This window comes from Pseudomonas sp. UBA5706 (assembly GCF_002419965.1).
Lineage (GTDB): Bacteria > Pseudomonadota > Gammaproteobacteria > Pseudomonadales > Pseudomonadaceae > Aquipseudomonas.
The window spans coordinates 47,987-63,232 of sequence record NZ_DIHC01000041.1; the positions used below are offsets into that span (position 1 = coordinate 47,987).

The window sequence follows — 15,246 nt, forward strand, 5'->3', positions numbered from 1 at the left end:
TCGGGTGAAGGCAGCCATGCGGTGACCGGGGCATGCCTAGCTGTCAGCCAGGTGCAGTCCAATCCATGGCCTGCGGCACCATCATCTACATCGCTGTTGCTGGTGACTTCGGTGTTTGTCACGCCGATTGTCACGAGGAGGATTGCGCCAAAGCCCCGTTCTATCTGGGCTGCAGCAGTGGTCTGAGCGCCCGTCTCTTTCCTGGAGAAAGAGACGGGCAAAGGGTTGGCGCACACGAAATGGCCAAGCGGGTAAGTTGCTGCTGGGCAGAAGGGTAGGGTGGTTGCCGTAGTGGCAACGATGTTGAGTAGGCATCCATCACATGGGTAGTGACCGTACGAGCTACCGGACGCGAATCGTACTTGGGATGAACCGCCTCACGAGGGGCGTGACCTTTCAGGTTTCTGGCCACATTTTGCTGTCTCGGCAGCGCTTGCAATTTCTGGTTTACGCCTGTGGACAAAAGTCGTCAAGCGGCCTGAATTCAGATAATTAGCGCCTGTGGATAAAACTATCCCCCGGTGGACAATGTTGGTTTTCCACAGAAGCTAAGCTGTGCCAGCTGTTTTTCTCTACGGTTCGGTCCTTTTAAACGGGGCGGCTTTGCAGCCCCGTTTAAAAGGACCCGCGGGGAGGAGCTTCATGCGGCGCGGCGTGTAACTTCACAGCGGGTTTGTAGCGGTGGGGCGGCGGGCTACTCGGCCCACCTGGCACTGCGAATGCGCGTAACGTTCTCACCCGCCTGCTTGGCAAATTCATGCGGCGTCACATGATCCTCGCGGTTTGCCTCCAGAAACCGGCTCCACCAAGTCATGATCATCCGGCGCTCCTCAAGGAACTCGGCCTTGTGGATATACGCGGCGCGCACGTTGTTGCGTTCCTTGTGGCTCATCTGCCGCTCGATGGCCGTCTCCGACCACAACCCGGACTCTATCAGTGCGCTACACGCCATGGCGCGAAAGCCGTGGCCGCAGATGTCCACCTTGGTGTCGTAGCCCATCGTCCTCAAAGCGGCGTTCACCGTGTTCTCGGACATCGGTTTCCACGGCTTGGCGTCGCCGGCAAAAACCAGGTCGAATTTGCCGGTGATCGTGTGGATCTGTTCAAGCAGTGCCACGGCTTGCGGCGACAAGGGTACAAGGTGGATGTCCCCGGCCATCTTCGTCCCCCTCGTTGAAAAGGGTACTCCGTCCAACGCTGGACGAGTGTCAGGTATTTCCCAGGTGCCGCGCTTGAGGTCGAACTCGCTCCAGCGTGCGAAACGCAGCTCGCTGGATCGTACAAACACATGCAGCGACAGCATCACCGTCAGACGGGTAAGTGCCCGGCCTTTATAGGTGGCGATCCGCTCTTGCAGTTCCGGCAGTCGCGATAAGGGTAGAGCGTGGCGATGTACCAACCGCGGGGCTTTGATCGAGCCTTCGAGATCGTAAGCAGGGTTTATGGTGATAAGCCGGAGGCGCTTTGCCTCGCGCATGATGCTCTGTAGGTAGTTTTGTACCCTTAAAGCAACGTCGATCGTTCCGCGCTTCTTGATCGCTTCCAAGGGCTGCATAAGGTCATGGGTGTCGAGATCAACAATGGCGCTTGCGCCGATCAGCGGGAATACGTGGGTTTTGAGGCGGCTCATCACTGTCTTGGAATGGCCTGGTGCCCACTTGGCCGACATTTCCGTATGCCAGTCGAGCGCAACGCTTTCAAAGGTTCTGCCTTTGATTACGGCTTCCGCCTTGGCTTGGTGCTTGGTCTCTATAGGGTCAACGCCATCCGCCAGCATTCGCTTAACTTCCAAGTATTTGCGGCGCGCATCGGCTAGGCCACTGACGGGGTAGTTGCCGAACGAGGTCAGTCTTTCCCGTCCATCAGGTTTGACGTAACGGAGCCGCCAGCCTTTGCGACCATTGGGTTGGACTAGAAGGTAGAGGCCGTCGCCGTCGAAAAGCTTGTAGGCGCGGTCGGTGGGCTTGGCTGAGCGGCAAGCCGAATCAGAGAGTGGAGCAGTGGTGCGCGACATAAAGGTACTCCCTTTTATCGAAGTGACCTTTACCCCAAACTCTACCCTTAAACCGGTTGGAATCCACTAGGACTCACCGGAATCCGAGGGAACGCAAAAACGAAAAAACCCGCCAGAAGGCGGGTTTTTTGATGGGTTCCTGAGATTTTTAAAGCCTTCTCTGGAACCTTGTATGGTGCCGGCACCAGGAGTCGAACCCGGGACCTACTGATTACAAGTCAGTTGCTCTACCAACTGAGCTATACCGGCGTTGTGGGCGCTGATTATAGGGATTTGATCGGTCGAGTAAAGCCCTAATTTCAGTTTTTTTACGCTGCTTATGCCGCAATGCAATTAGCGTTATTCACAACAGCGACAAATGCGAGGCGCGCAGGGGCGGGTTTGTGGAAGTGTTCTCATTCGTTCGCAAGCTACTGTTTTTTCGAAAATTTAAAGCCTGTGCAAAAAATGATCAGTTGCCTGTCCGCTGCCCGAAGCAGGTTTTCTGTACGCCCTTGGGAATTTCGTCAACAGAGTTATCCACAGGTTGGGATGCTTTGGGTGGGGCATTTGCGCTCGGCGAGTATGAGCAGATTTCTCGGTGTGATGTGGCTGTCGCAGAAAGTGCCGATGCGGACGTCGTAATCGTTGTGCTGAAGATAAAGCGCGCGGTCGAGGATGAGCCAGAGTTCGAGCGGTCGGCGGAAGAGGTTGCGCAGCAGTTCCAGGTTTCGTACTTCTGCCAGGCGTTGCCAGCCGGCTGCTTCGAGGGCGTGCCAGTTTTGCTGAAGGGGCACAGTTAGTTGTTTGAGTTCGGCGAGGTCGCGGCAGTAGTCGGCAAAGGGTTTGTCGAGCCAGGCGCTGGGCAGGGAGGGGGTTGGCAGGTAGTCGTCGATGCTACGCAGCTGGCGTTGCAGCAGGTCGAACGCCAGGCGGCGCGCCATGGAGGTGTCGCGTTGACGACGCACGCGGGCGCCCGCGGTGACGGTTTCGCTGAGCGGCAGGCCGAGGTCGTCGAGGGACAGTGTGAGCGTCGAGGCTTGGCCTTCGGCTGAAAGCGCTTGGTAGTGATCGCTGGCGATGCGGTTGTAGCAGCATGGGGCAATGGCCATTTGCGGGCAGTAAGCCTCGCTGGCCAGTTGCATGAGGCGCACGTGAAGGTCGCCGCAGGCGTGCAGGGCGACGGGAGTGTGGTGCGGCCCCAGTCGGCGTGCAACGCCTGCGGCCATGACGTCTTGCTGCAGATGAGTCGCTTGAATGCCCAGTTTGGTGCTGAGTTGATGACCTGCATCGACCAGCTGCTTATCGTGTTCCAGGCAGGTCAGGGCTTGGCCGTCGTGAGCCAGGCGTCTGCCGAGGTGGCCTTTGCCCGAGCACCAGTCCAGCCAGTGGGTGGGCGGGGCGCGAAAGCTCAAGCTGCGGGCGAACGCTTCGATCTGTTGCCATTTGCGCCCTGGCACATCGACGCTCATGCGCGCTGAGGTGGCATTGAGGGCGCGGGTGGGCAGGGCGTCTATTGCGCTCAGCGCCTTCGACTGCCTGGCGATGTCGGCGAACGGTTCCGGGGCGTCGAGCCGTTCGGGATGGTTATGGGCCGCTTCGGCCTGTTCCAGTGAGCGCTGGCGCAGCCATGTGGACAGCTCTGGGTGTTGTGCTTCCCATGGCAGTTGGCGATGGGTGAAGGGTTTGGGCCGCCAGAAGTGCTGATGCGCGCAGAGGAAGGCGTCGAGCGCGAAAAAGCGGGCGTGGATGTCGTCGGTGTGCAGGGGCATCGGGTCGTTTCGACAGTCGAGGGGTGCAGTGCAGCATACGGCCAATCGCGGGCAAGCTCACGCCTGCAGGCGCTACGCCGTTATCTGTAGCGTGGCAGCTCGCGGGCGGTGGCGCCTTTAGAGTCGCTACCGCTGCGAGCAATGCCGCTACGGTTTCTCCCCGATCTTTTAGCGGCCTTGACTGGCATCCACCCGCAGATACCGCTCCAGCAGTTTGAAGCCCTGAACCAGCACGAAGGACATCAGCAGGTAGAGGATGCCGGCGATGAAGAACGTCTGCTCTGGCATGTAGGTACGGGCGTTGATGGTGCGAGCCATTCCGGTGATGTCGAGCAGGGTGACGGTGCTGGCCAGGGCGCTGGCCTTGAGCATCAGGATGACTTCGTTGCTGTAGGCGGGCAGGCCAATGCGGGCGGCGCGTGGCAGGATGATGTAGACCAGCGCCTTGGCCCTGGACATGCCCAGTGCGCGAGCGGCTTCGACTTCTCCCACGGGTACGGCTTGAATCGCGCCGCGCAGGATTTCGGCGATGTACGCGGTGGTGTGCAGGGTCATGGTCAGTGCCGCGCAGAAGAACGGGTCGCGCAGGTAAGGCCATAGCGCGCTATGCGTGACGGCGTCGAACTGCGCCAGCCCGTAATAGACCAGAAACAGCTGCACCAGCAGCGGCGTGCCACGGAAGAAGAAAATGTAGGCGTAGGGCAGGGCGCGCACGCAGGGGTTGCGTGATGCACGAGCGATGCCCATGGGCACCGCCAGAATCAGCCCGGCTACGACGGCGATGGCTACCAGCTCCAGCGTCAGGGTGGCGCCCTGCAGCAGTTTTGGCAGCCATTTGAGGACGAATTCCCAACTCACGACGCACTCCTTACGAACCCGACCGATGCACGCCGCTCCAGCCACGCCAGGCCGACCATCGACAGCGCGGTCATCGCCAGATACATGAACGCAGCGACCATATAGAAGGTGAACGGCTGCTTGGTGGTCGTAACGGCGATTTGCGCGTGGCGCATGACCTCTTCAAGGCCGATCACCGACACCAGGGCAGTGTCTTTCATCAGGATCATGAACAGGTTGCCCAACCCCGGCAGCGCAATGCGCCACATCTGCGGCAGTACCAGCTTGACGAAGATGCGCGAGCGCGACAGGCCCAGCGCCAGGCCCGCTTCGCGGTGGCCTTTGGGGATCGAGAGCATGGCGCCGCGAAACACTTCCGTGGCATAGGCACCGAAGCACAGGCCCAGCGCAATCACGCCCGCCGCAAACGCGCTGAGCGACAGGTTGGGGATGCCTAAAAAATGCCCGATGGCGCGCATCGAACTGACGGTGCCGAAGTAAATCAGCAGCACCCAGAGTAATTCAGGAATGCCGCGCACCAGTGTCGAGTAGCTGCCGCCGAGCCAATTCAGGGCGCGGCTCGGTGAGGTCTTGGCAAGCGCGCCGAGCAGGCCCAGGACCAGCCCGAGACACAGAGCAGACAGCGCGAGTTGGAGGGTCATCAGCATGCCGGCGGCCAGGGCCGGGCCGAATCCTTGGAGGTCGAGGTTCATGGCTTTGCTTGGTAGGGGGCAGACGCCGCCCGCATGAGCAGGCGGCGTTGGCGGTCAGAGAATGCTGAACGGGAAATACTTGTCATTGATCTTCTTGTAGGTGCCGTCTTCGATGATCTCTTTGAGCGCGGTGTTCAGCTTCTCGCGCAGTGGATCGTCCTTGCGCACGGCAATGCCGATCTTGTCGTCGCCAAACAGTGGCTCGCCCTTGAACTCGAAATTCTGGCCAGCATCGCTTTTCAGCCACTCGTACGCGGCGTATTTGTCGCCGAGCAGCGCGTCGACGCGACCGGAGGTGAGGTCCAGGAAGGCGTTCTCCTGCGAGTCGTACAGCTTGAGGGTAACGTCGTCGCCCCAGTTGTCTTCCAGCCAGGTACCAGAGAGAGTCGCACGCTGAGCGCCAATGGTTTTGCCGTTCAGGGCTTGCTTGATGGCTGCTGCGTCGCCGGTCAGATTGGTCGACTTCGGCGCGATGAATTGCAGCTTGTTGGAGTAGTACGGGTTGGTGAAATCCACGGCCTGCTGGCGCTCTTCTGTAATCGACATCGAGGAGATGATGAAGTCGAACTTTTGCGCATTGAGGGCGGGGATGATGCCGTCCCAATCGGAGGTAACCACTTCGCAGGTGACTTTCATCTTGGCGCACAGAGCGTTGCCGATTTCAACGTCAAAGCCCACGACCTGTCCGCTGGCGTCTTTATTATTAAACGGCGGGTAAGCCCCCTCGATGCCCATCTTCAGGGTCTCGTCGGCAAAAGCGGTGGAGGCCATGACCAGAGTGGCGGCAGCGGCCAACAGAATGTTTTTCAGGGTCTGCATCGATGTTGCTCCGTTAGCGATTGCTGGACATGAATTGTTTGCAGCGCGCCGACCGCGGGTCGTCGAAGACCTGCTGTGGCGAGCCTTGTTCCTCTACCAGCCCTTGATGCAGGAAAACCACTTCCGTGGAGACCTGTCGGGCGAACTTCATTTCGTGGGTCACCATCAGCATGGTCCGGCCTTCTTCGGCCAGGCCCCGAATCACGTTAAGCACTTCCTGCACCATTTCGGGGTCCAGCGCAGAGGTCGGCTCGTCAAACAGGATCACTTTAGGCCGCATCGCCAGCGTGCGGGCAATGGCTGCTCGCTGTTGCTGACCACCGGACAGCTGCGCCGGGTACACATGGCGTTTATCGGCAATCCCGACCTTGGCCAGCAGCGCTTCCGCCACTTCGATGGCCTCGGCCTTGCTCTGGCCCAGGACGCGCCGTGGTGCTTCGATGATGTTATCGAGCACGCTCATATGAGGCCATAGGTTGAAATTCTGAAAGACGAAACCGATTTCGCTGCGCAGGCGATTGATCTGACGATGATCGGCAGCGATCAGTTCACCTTTGCGATTAGCTTTGAGTCTAAGCGCCTCGCCGGCAACGAGGATTTCACCCTCATGGGGATTTTCCAGCAGGTTGATACAACGCAGCAGCGTTGACTTGCCGGAGCCGGAGGAGCCCAGAATCGAAATCACATCGCCGTCCCGTGCGCTCAGCGAAATGCCTTTGAGCACCTCAAGCTGACCGTAGCGCTTATGCAAATTGCGGATTTCCAGGGCAGGCGTCGCCTCGGCCATGTCGGACCTCATCTCTTCGCTACTAATGTCGTATGGCAGTCGGGGCTGCCTATGCGCAAAAAGGGCGCGATGGTGCCAGCTTTAAACGCCGCGTGGAAGGGTGTTTCGGCCACCCGGCTGATGAGAGGTCAGTTTTATGCGCTCATTTGGTGCTGTATTTCGATTTATGTGTATTTTCGGTGCGACTAAACGTCTCTATCCTGTAGCGCTCGGTAACACCCCCTACAGAAATGGCGAAACGCTATTTCGCTCAGGCACTTACTGAAGGCTTGCGTAACGGGCATATCCACGCACGACGTCGCTTGTGAAACATTCTGGCGTAGTTTTTGCGTAAAAAATAAATAACAGGGCTGTTGCGTTCTCTTTACGAATATTCGCAAAACGTCCTGATCCGTATAAAAATCCTTAAAGGTTGCTTACATGAGCAGTACCCCAAACTCTTCAAACCTCGATCAAGGGCTCAAATCGCGGCACATCACCATGCTTTCCATCGCAGGTGTGATTGGCGCAGGCCTTTTCGTCGGTTCCGGCCACGCCATTGCCGAAGCGGGCCCAGCGGTTCTGCTGGCTTACGCTGCAGCCGGCACGCTGGTCGTCCTTGTAATGCGCATGTTGGCCGAGATGGCGGTCGCATCGCCTGATACCGGCTCTTTCTCGACTTACGCGGATCGCGCGATCGGTCACTGGGCAGGTTTTACCATTGGCTGGCTGTACTGGTGGTTCTGGGTGCTGGTGATTCCGCTGGAAGCCAACGCCGCTGCGACCATCCTCAATGCGTGGTTCCCGAATATCGCCATCTGGGCGTTCACTCTGGTCATCACGCTGCTGCTGACTGCTACCAACCTGTTTAGCGTGAAGAACTATGGTGAATTCGAGTTCTGGTTCGCGTTGATCAAGGTCCTGGCAATCATCGGTTTCGTGGTGCTGGCGGTTGCTGCCGTGTTCGGCCTGCTGCCAACCAGCGAGGTCAGCGGAATCAGCCACTTGTACGACACTCAGGGTTTTCTGCCCAATGGCATGGGCGCGGTGCTGGCAGCGATGCTGACCACCATGTTTTCGTTCATGGGTACCGAGATCGTCACCATCGCGGCGGCTGAATCAAAGAATCCGGGCCAGCAGATCAGCAAGGCGACCAACTCGGTGATCTGGCGCATCTGCCTGTTCTACCTCGTGTCGATCTTCCTGATCGTGGCGCTGGTGCCCTGGAATGACAGTCGTCTGGCTGAAGTCGGTTCGTACCAGACCGTGCTCGATCTGATGGGTATCCCCAACGCCAAGCTGATCGTCGACCTGGTCGTGCTGGTTGCCGTTACCAGTTGCCTGAACTCTGCCCTGTACACCGCCTCGCGCATGCTGTTTTCTCTGGGCAAGCGTGGCGATGCCCCCGCTGTTTCTCAACGCACCAGCAAAGCCGGCACCCCTTACTGGGCCGTGCTGCTGTCGACGACAGCCGCGTTCGCTGCCGTATTTGCCAACTATGTTGCGCCCGCAGCGGTGTTCGACTTCCTGCTCGCCAGCTCCGGCGCCATCGCGCTGCTGGTGTACCTGGTGATCGCTATCTCGCAACTGCGCATGCGCCGCAAGCGCGAAGCCGAAGGCCAGTCCATCGACTTCCGCATGTGGCTGTTCCCGGGCCTGACCTGGGCGGTGATTGTGTTCATCGTCGCCGTGCTGACCATCATGCTGTTCCAGGAAGGCCACCGCATGGAAATCATCGCCACGGGCCTGCTGAGCATTTTGGTCGTCGCTGCGGGCTTGATCGTGTCGAGCCGCCGCAAGGCGTCGAAAGCGGGGAAGGTCGTGCTCAATTGATGAATTGAGTCGGCTTCGCCGGTGAGAAAAGGCGGCTGCCATCAGCAATGATGGCGGCCGTTTTTTTGTTTGATAATCGCTCCAGTACTGCCATTCGCAACTTCCCCGGCGCTGCGCGGTTTGCTCGCGAGACAACGTGTGTGCGCTTCCGGGTTCTGCACTGCGTTGCGACGGTAAGCGGTGCGGCCCAGGCCCCCGCCCACGTGGCGAGGCATGACGGTCAGCCCGGCACCGTCTTCTGTAATGTCAGGCGTTTGATCAGTGCATTGATGTGGCGCGCAGGCGTGCAGTCATACCTGCCACGTCCTTTACCGCTGCCAAGTCGCTCAGCCGCAGACGTGCCTGTCGTGGCAGCCGTTGCTCCTGGCCCATGGCATCGCGCAATCGCCATGCTTCGGTAGTGCCGTTGCGCACATTAACCAGCGACAGGCTTTACTTTCATCCTTGCCAGCACCGACTTCCCCCGTACCTGATGCATCACCACCGCCGCCAGATGCAACGCCACCAGCACCGCCAGAATCGCGCACAGCACATGATGCAGTTCATGCAGTTGCGTCAGCGCGATCTGTGAGTGGACAAGCTGTGGCAGCGGTAAAACGGCGAGCAGCGTGACGGGGTGGCTCATCATCAGTACGCCAGTGATCAAAACCCCGGTAATAGCAGCGTACATCGCCTTGTGCGCTGCGCTGGCGAGCCGCTCGTGGGCCTTTGCTTGTGCGCGCCGAGGCCGACTCTTGATGGCCAACCACAAGCGCCAGGTGAAAAAGGGGATGAAGAGGCTGGTGACGTGTGGGTTGACTGATTCCACCCAGTGGCGAAAAGGATTGCTCTGGTCCAGTAGCGCCACGCCGAAGCCACTGAGGGTTGCCCAGAGGATGATCCCTGCAGACAGCCAGTGCAGGACAATCCGGGGTTTGGAGTAAGCACTCACTGCGTCCGCTGGCGTTGCGGACGAAGGGGGAGAGAGATGGGTCAAAACGGCCGGCCTTTATTGAGAAGGAGTTGCATTCTCGTGGTGGCGCAAAGCTACCGTCTTGACCGGGGTCATGCAAATTAAAAAGGGCGTGTCACCGACGACCTGCGTCGCGTGCGTTTTTCCTCTGCAAGATATCGGAGGCTTCGTTGTAGGCATCCTGGAATGTGTCGCTGCCAAGCCACTCCACGGTGACGTCTTCTTCTTCCTCATGGAAGATGCCGCGATAGGTGATCAACAAGGCCATCAGGAAATCAGTGGCCGGGTCTTCTTCCTCCTCTGCAATCACCAGTTCCAGCACCGGGTATTGCAGGAAAACCACGCACATCGCCAGCAGGCTGATCGCTTCAGCCTTTTTCATCGCCTCAAACAGGTCATCGTAGTCGGCGGGCTCGAAGCCGTTCTCCATGATGTCCTTGAAGTCGAAAGTGCTGAGGTCAATCGCGACATCGTCGAACGGCTCGTTAACAAATGCATGATTAAGCACCGGGTGCACCGCGCTTGGCTTGCCCTTGCCCGAACGGTTCTGCTTGGCCTTGGCTTTGGCCCGCTGGGCGCGTTTTTGCTGTTTGTCTGGAGAGGCCATGGGGGCGAGTTCCTTTGTGCGGTGCAGCCATTTTCATGGGTGAACAATGATCGGGCGCGTAGTGTATTAGGTCTGGGGGCATTCTTCGTAGGCTTCTCGGCGCAATTCAGCGAGCAGAAGGCCGGTTACGCATTACCGTTGAAACGTATGACTCAGCGCCTCCAGGCGAAGGGCGATGGGGGGCAGGTGTTGACTGCTCAGGGCAAGGGTTGCGACGTCGTCGGCAGTGCCTTGAGCAATGCTTTGCACTGCCTCCAGCCGCCCGACAATCTCAAGGCTCACGGCGGATTGTTCGCGCGTCATGGCAACGAGGCGCTGATTGAGTTGATCGATATTCGAAATGTCGCTGCCCACTGCCTGCAAGGTTGCCACGGCCAACTGGCTGTCCTGCACGCACCGCTCGACTCCTTCGCGGCTGTCGTTCATGGCTTGGGCGGCGTTAAGGCTGCCTTGCTGCAAGGCCTCGATGATGGTCTTGATTTCATTGGTGGAGACTGCGGTTCTCTGCGCCAGGCCTCTGACTTCATCGGCGACGACAGCAAATCCTCGGCCCTGCTCGCCAGCACGCGCGGCCTCGATGGCGGCGTTAAGGGCCAGCAGGTTGGTCTGTTGGGCAATGCTGCTGATGACTTCCAGAACGCTACCGATTTGCTCCGCCTGGGTCGCCAGTGTTCGCACGGTTTCGTTGGTAGCGGCGATCCGCGATGCCAGCCGGGTGATTTCATGCTGGGCTCGGGCCACACTCTCCTGTCCACGTGTGATTTGAGTCTGTGCCTGGCCTGCATGTGCGGCAGCGTCCTCGACATGGCCGACAGCATGCTCCATCGCGTCCCCCATGCGCTGCATCGAACCTGTCATCTGGGCAATTTCCCCCAGTTGATGCCTGGCGCCGTTTTCCAGTGTATCGCTGGCCCTGGCCAGTTCCTGGCCCAGTTCCACCAGCGCGTGTGAATCGCGACCAACACCCTCGATCAAGGCACTTATCTGCATCAGGAATTGATCGAAGCGGCCCGCGAGGGTTAGATCCGCTGTGTGTCCGTCACCGGAATTGACCATCAGTCGGGACGTGGCCGCGAGCATTTTTTCCAGTATATCCTGGTTCTCTACTGCTTCTGCCTTGCTATGCACCGCCAGATAAACAAGAGCGATTGTCTCCATGACGACGTAGGACCCGTGAACCACGATCATTTCCCAGCCAACGTGGTGCTCCATGACGTAGACCGGAAAGCCGCTCTGCTGAAGGATTTGAAAAAGAACGTGATGGATGGCAATCGTTGCTGCGGCAACCACAATCGGCAACCAGTCGCGGTAGAAGGTCAACACTGCCAACAAAGCGAAGATGCCGAAATGAGCTTCAACGACACCCTCGGCCTGATTGATGTGCAGCGCAACCATGACCATCAATCCAATGGCCAGGCACGAGCGCATCAACGCTGTTGCGCAGAACGCGCGATAGAGCACCGTCAGGAGCACGCTGGTGCCGCCGCCCACCCAAAAAGCCTGCTTGAACGTGTCGTGCCAGAACGCCAGGCCCAGCGAGAAGAGGAACATCAGCCAGATCAGCGCCAGCATGATGCGGTCGGCTTTACGGTAGTGCTCGAGAAAACCAGGATGGGCGGGCATTCGTTCTCATTCCACGGGAGAAGCCAGGCACGCTGGCGTATGACACAACGAGAACATCGCGTATGCCTGGAGCACTCTGCTGTTCAGGATGTTGCAGGCCCAATATTCGAATCGGTTATCGGCCCGGCAAGGCGACACTTTAGAAGCCCGGGTGACCGTCCGGCGCTGTAAGGCAAGGCTCGATGCTTCAGTTGAATCGAAGCAGACGATGCGTGAGGATTTTTAGGAACGAAATGACGGACAACAAAAAGCCCGCGTTGAGCGGGCTTCTTGTGGGCTTTCGGGTGATTTTGGCACCACCTGAAATTAATTAGTGGTGCCCAGAGACGGAATCGAACCGCCGACACGGGCATGAGTGCGGTAAACCCAGTAAAATCAAGGGGTTCAGGCCCCTTCGATGTCGTGAAGTGTACCCGTCCTGTGTACTCATATCAATGACCAATGACGGGGCAGCAGCACACGCTCCGCCCGCTGGATGGGTTGGTGAATTGCTATAGTAATCTGTCGATTACTGGTCATTCCGTAGTCTTGGCAATTCGTGTGACTGTCGGATCAAGCCCTTTTTCCCTTAGATATCTGGGCGTGGCACAACAATGGAATTTCAGATGGAAGCAGTTGAGGAGGTAGCTGAGAGACCAGCCGGGAAGCGCATTACGTGGCTCAGTTTTATGCTCGCTGGCCGTGACCGGAAGCAGGTGGAGCGCATTACCTACACTGTCGGGCCAATCGATTCCGGTGAGCGAATCGAGAGCATGTGGTGTGACATCTCCTCTGACTTTCTTACGATTACCATGATGGTGACACCTAAGGGCCATGCCGCAGGCATGTCTCGTTCAGTGGATGAGCTCATCTCGGTCATAAAAAAAGTCAGTCGGAGCAACCCATCAAATCGCCCGGTAGCAGGCGCAATAAGGCGAATCGAGAGACCGATACTGAAGATGAAATCGCTGTATTGGACGAAATTTTAAGAACCATGCTGGGTCATGCTGAGAGCATTTCTGAGCGGATCACCATTTTCCGAATCACCGAAATCACTGGGCCCATTGAGCTCAATGTCTGCTTTCCTGAATCTGACAAGAAGAAACTGTCAATTGCTAACTGGAAAAAGGAATAGCCGAACTGGATTTTAGGGCATCGAGCTGGACGTATTGACCGGCATCCCAGCCGCACGACCTTCTGTTCGTAGCGACTCAGGAAGCCCGTGCGGCTGGCTTGAAAGACCCTGCCAACGCCGTTACCAAGGAGCGCCGTTACCACCCTAAAGGTGGGCGTCTCGCGCCACTGATCGCAGATTGTGCGGTTAGTCTCAAAGTCCCTTCGGACGAACTTGGGCGGGCTCTACCCAGCACCACCGTGATGTTCTCCGAGCCTGAAGCCTACGACATGCTCATGCGTGGCCGAGCGCCTCAATCTGAGCCGTTCCGCAAGTGTGTCACTGAGGAGGTCTTGCCGACCATCCGCAGACAGGCAAGTACGACGCCGAACAGTCCACTAATCCAATCGCTCAGAGCGTCATGGATGAGCTGAAGATGTATACCAATACGTAGCGGCCCTACAGCCCTTGTAAACCTCGGCACCTATATGGAACGCAATGCAGAACCTTGCTGATTGTGTGAGCAGTAATCGTTGACACAGGTTTGAAGCGATCGTAAAGTGCGCGCCTAAATAAACGAGTATTGCTCACATATTATAAGGTTGCCTCATGGATTCCCAAAGCACTTCCCATTGCTCTATGAAACCCGCTGCAATGCGTCTGACTGGCTCCTTCACAACCACCTCTGAGCCAGCGATCTACGTCTCGATGGAGTACAGCGACGACTACGACGATTATCACGGTAAAGGATCATGGAAGTGGGTCGCAAAGCGCTCTTGGACCGTTGGCGGGGCTACTCGAACTGAAATCCTTGAGGTTCCTCAGGATGCCGAATGTGCGGATGGGGAGAACGTTCAGAGCATGATTAAGGCCCTTACCGGGGAGCCTGTAGATAGCGACGTGCAGTACGCCGTATGCCGCTCAGATGAGCAGCCAAAGTACATAGCGGTTCGTATCGGGTAAACCCGAAAGCGTCTTCGGCTAAGTAGGCCATCACAACTCGCGCTGAAAGTAAATGCTGTGTCTACGAGCGATGGTCGTATATCTTGAGTGGCTTAACGCTTCCCGAGAGAGACCACAATGCCTGCTCCGCGCTTTATAACTGACAGCCTCGCCATTGCCAAAGCGACACCCAAGAGGCGCCACGTTGACCTCAGGGTAAGCCTGACCGCTGCTCTCATCGAGTTCGTTGAACTGGGCCTTTTTGAATCCGCCGTGGACGCTGAGGGATTGACCACTTGGCGCATGGTCGGTGGGCCTGTCATTGCGCAAGAGGCTATCTACGAGGACTCCCTTAAGCGGCAATTCATGTTCACTCAGCTGACCCGTGACGCTGCGCTCGGCGTGGTGCTACGAGCGAGGCATGCAGGCGACCGAGCGGCGCTTGCTGATGCGATTCGAAAGGCCTGAGTGCGATGCAGGATTAAAAACACCCACTACAAGAATAACCAAGCATTCCATTCACAGTTCAGGAATACACCTGAGCACGACCTTTTGTTCGTAGCGACACAGGTAGCCCGAGCCGCTGGCTTTGACCGCCTCGTGGCTGACAAGCCGATGCCCCGCGTAGTCCTGGCAATGGCCGAACAGATTCGCAAGGTCTCGACGCAAGAAGACGGCAGGCCACCGAGCTACGTAGTTCCCCTCACTATAACCAGAGCAATCCCGACTCTGGGTCTCATGAGGAGGAAGGAATGCAAATACCTAAAGCAATGCCACTGCTGGAAGCACTTGAAACATTTTATAAGATTGACGCTGAAAGCCCATCCGGCCTAACCCGTATACGAGCAACCCAAGGTCCTAATGGCAAAGTCGGCCCGGTCCTGAGCCGTGGGACGGACGGGTACTGGCGCTTGAAGTTTCAAAATGAGTTCTACAGGACGAATCGAATCATTTACTTCATGCAGCACCAAACTGACCCCGGCTCTCTCTTAGTCGATCATATCGATGGGGACCCTCTCAACAACCGGGTTTCGAATTTGAGGCTATGCACTCACCAGCAGAATCTCTTGAATGCCAGAGGGAAGCCCAAGCGTTCAGGCCTTCCTAAAGGCATCAGTACCGCTTCAAATGGGGGATACGAAGTTAGCCTGTCGATTGAAGGTGAACGTCACGTGGTAGTACTGGCGAATCTCAAGGCGGCTGAGTGCTATTTGAAGTCTTTAAGATCGCGGCACCACGGTGAATTCGCACGGGCCTAACCTTGATCATATTTAAAAACCCTCACTGAAAGCGCCA

General features: G+C 57.7%; 13 protein-coding genes and 1 tRNA gene. 4 read left to right on the forward strand and 10 right to left on the reverse strand.

What is annotated here, in order from left to right; genetic code table 11:
• Nucleotides 1–694: 694 nt before the first annotated feature.
• From B3I26_RS19775 to B3I26_RS19805, 7 genes are all read right to left on the reverse strand, one after another.
• Nucleotides 695–2,014 carry a tyrosine-type recombinase/integrase gene (locus B3I26_RS19775; RefSeq protein ID WP_296260132.1) on the reverse strand — a complete coding sequence of 440 codons (1,320 nt, stop codon included), beginning with the start codon at nt 2,012–2,014 and terminating at the stop codon, nt 695–697.
• 173 nt (nt 2,015–2,187) lie between these two features.
• Nucleotides 2,188–2,263: transfer RNA gene (locus B3I26_RS19780), tRNA-Thr, on the reverse strand.
• A 266-nt stretch (nt 2,264–2,529) separates the two neighbouring features.
• The gene (locus B3I26_RS19785; RefSeq protein WP_296260133.1) at nt 2,530–3,765 is read right to left on the reverse strand and encodes a methyltransferase; all 1,236 of its coding nucleotides are present in this window, start codon (nt 3,763–3,765) and stop codon (nt 2,530–2,532) included.
• A gap of 168 nt (nt 3,766–3,933) precedes the next feature.
• Nucleotides 3,934–4,623, reverse strand: a complete 690-nt coding sequence (locus B3I26_RS19790) for an ABC transporter permease (protein WP_296260135.1) — start codon at nt 4,621–4,623, stop codon at nt 3,934–3,936.
• On the reverse strand, nt 4,620–5,315 hold the full coding sequence (locus B3I26_RS19795) for an ABC transporter permease (protein ID WP_296260137.1): 696 nt from the start codon (nt 5,313–5,315) through the stop codon (nt 4,620–4,622). The genes B3I26_RS19790 and B3I26_RS19795 overlap by 4 nt, the downstream gene beginning before the upstream one ends.
• Before the next feature lie 54 nt (nt 5,316–5,369).
• Nucleotides 5,370–6,134: an ABC transporter substrate-binding protein gene (locus B3I26_RS19800; RefSeq protein ID WP_296260139.1), complete on the reverse strand. Its 765-nt coding sequence runs from the start codon at nt 6,132–6,134 to the stop codon at nt 5,370–5,372.
• A 13-nt stretch (nt 6,135–6,147) separates the two neighbouring features.
• On the reverse strand, nt 6,148–6,921 hold the full coding sequence (locus tag B3I26_RS19805; protein WP_296260141.1) for an ABC transporter ATP-binding protein: 774 nt from the start codon (nt 6,919–6,921) through the stop codon (nt 6,148–6,150).
• 420 nt (nt 6,922–7,341) lie between these two features.
• On the opposite strand from B3I26_RS19805, the gene gabP reads away from it, so the two are divergent.
• A complete protein-coding gene (gabP, locus tag B3I26_RS19810; protein ID WP_296260142.1) occupies nt 7,342–8,733 on the forward strand; it encodes a GABA permease in 1,392 nt (463 codons plus the stop codon).
• A 415-nt stretch (nt 8,734–9,148) separates the two neighbouring features.
• On the opposite strand, the gene B3I26_RS19815 is transcribed toward gabP, so the two are convergent.
• The 3 genes from B3I26_RS19815 to B3I26_RS19825 form a co-directional block, all read right to left on the reverse strand.
• A complete protein-coding gene (locus B3I26_RS19815) occupies nt 9,149–9,664 on the reverse strand; it encodes a cytochrome b (protein WP_296260144.1) in 516 nt (171 codons plus the stop codon).
• A 136-nt stretch (nt 9,665–9,800) separates the two neighbouring features.
• Complete coding sequence (locus B3I26_RS19820; RefSeq protein ID WP_296260146.1) at nt 9,801–10,292, reverse strand: hypothetical protein; 492 nt, start codon at nt 10,290–10,292, stop codon at nt 9,801–9,803.
• A gap of 132 nt (nt 10,293–10,424) precedes the next feature.
• Nucleotides 10,425–11,915 (reverse strand): methyl-accepting chemotaxis protein, encoded by a 1,491-nt coding sequence (locus B3I26_RS19825; RefSeq protein ID WP_296260147.1) that lies wholly within the window; start codon nt 11,913–11,915, stop codon nt 10,425–10,427.
• Between the two features lie 1,176 nt (nt 11,916–13,091).
• Between B3I26_RS19825 and B3I26_RS28950 the strand changes: the two genes are divergently transcribed.
• From B3I26_RS28950 to B3I26_RS19835, 3 genes are all read left to right on the forward strand, one after another.
• On the forward strand, nt 13,092–13,442 hold the full coding sequence (locus B3I26_RS28950; protein WP_409521949.1) for a BRO family protein: 351 nt from the start codon (nt 13,092–13,094) through the stop codon (nt 13,440–13,442).
• A gap of 646 nt (nt 13,443–14,088) precedes the next feature.
• Nucleotides 14,089–14,418, forward strand: a complete 330-nt coding sequence (locus B3I26_RS19830) for a hypothetical protein (protein ID WP_296260149.1) — start codon at nt 14,089–14,091, stop codon at nt 14,416–14,418.
• A 284-nt stretch (nt 14,419–14,702) separates the two neighbouring features.
• Entirely contained in the window at nt 14,703–15,209 is a 507-nt protein-coding gene (locus B3I26_RS19835) for an HNH endonuclease (protein ID WP_296260150.1), read from the forward strand.
• The last annotated feature ends 37 nt before the right edge of the window (nt 15,210–15,246 follow it).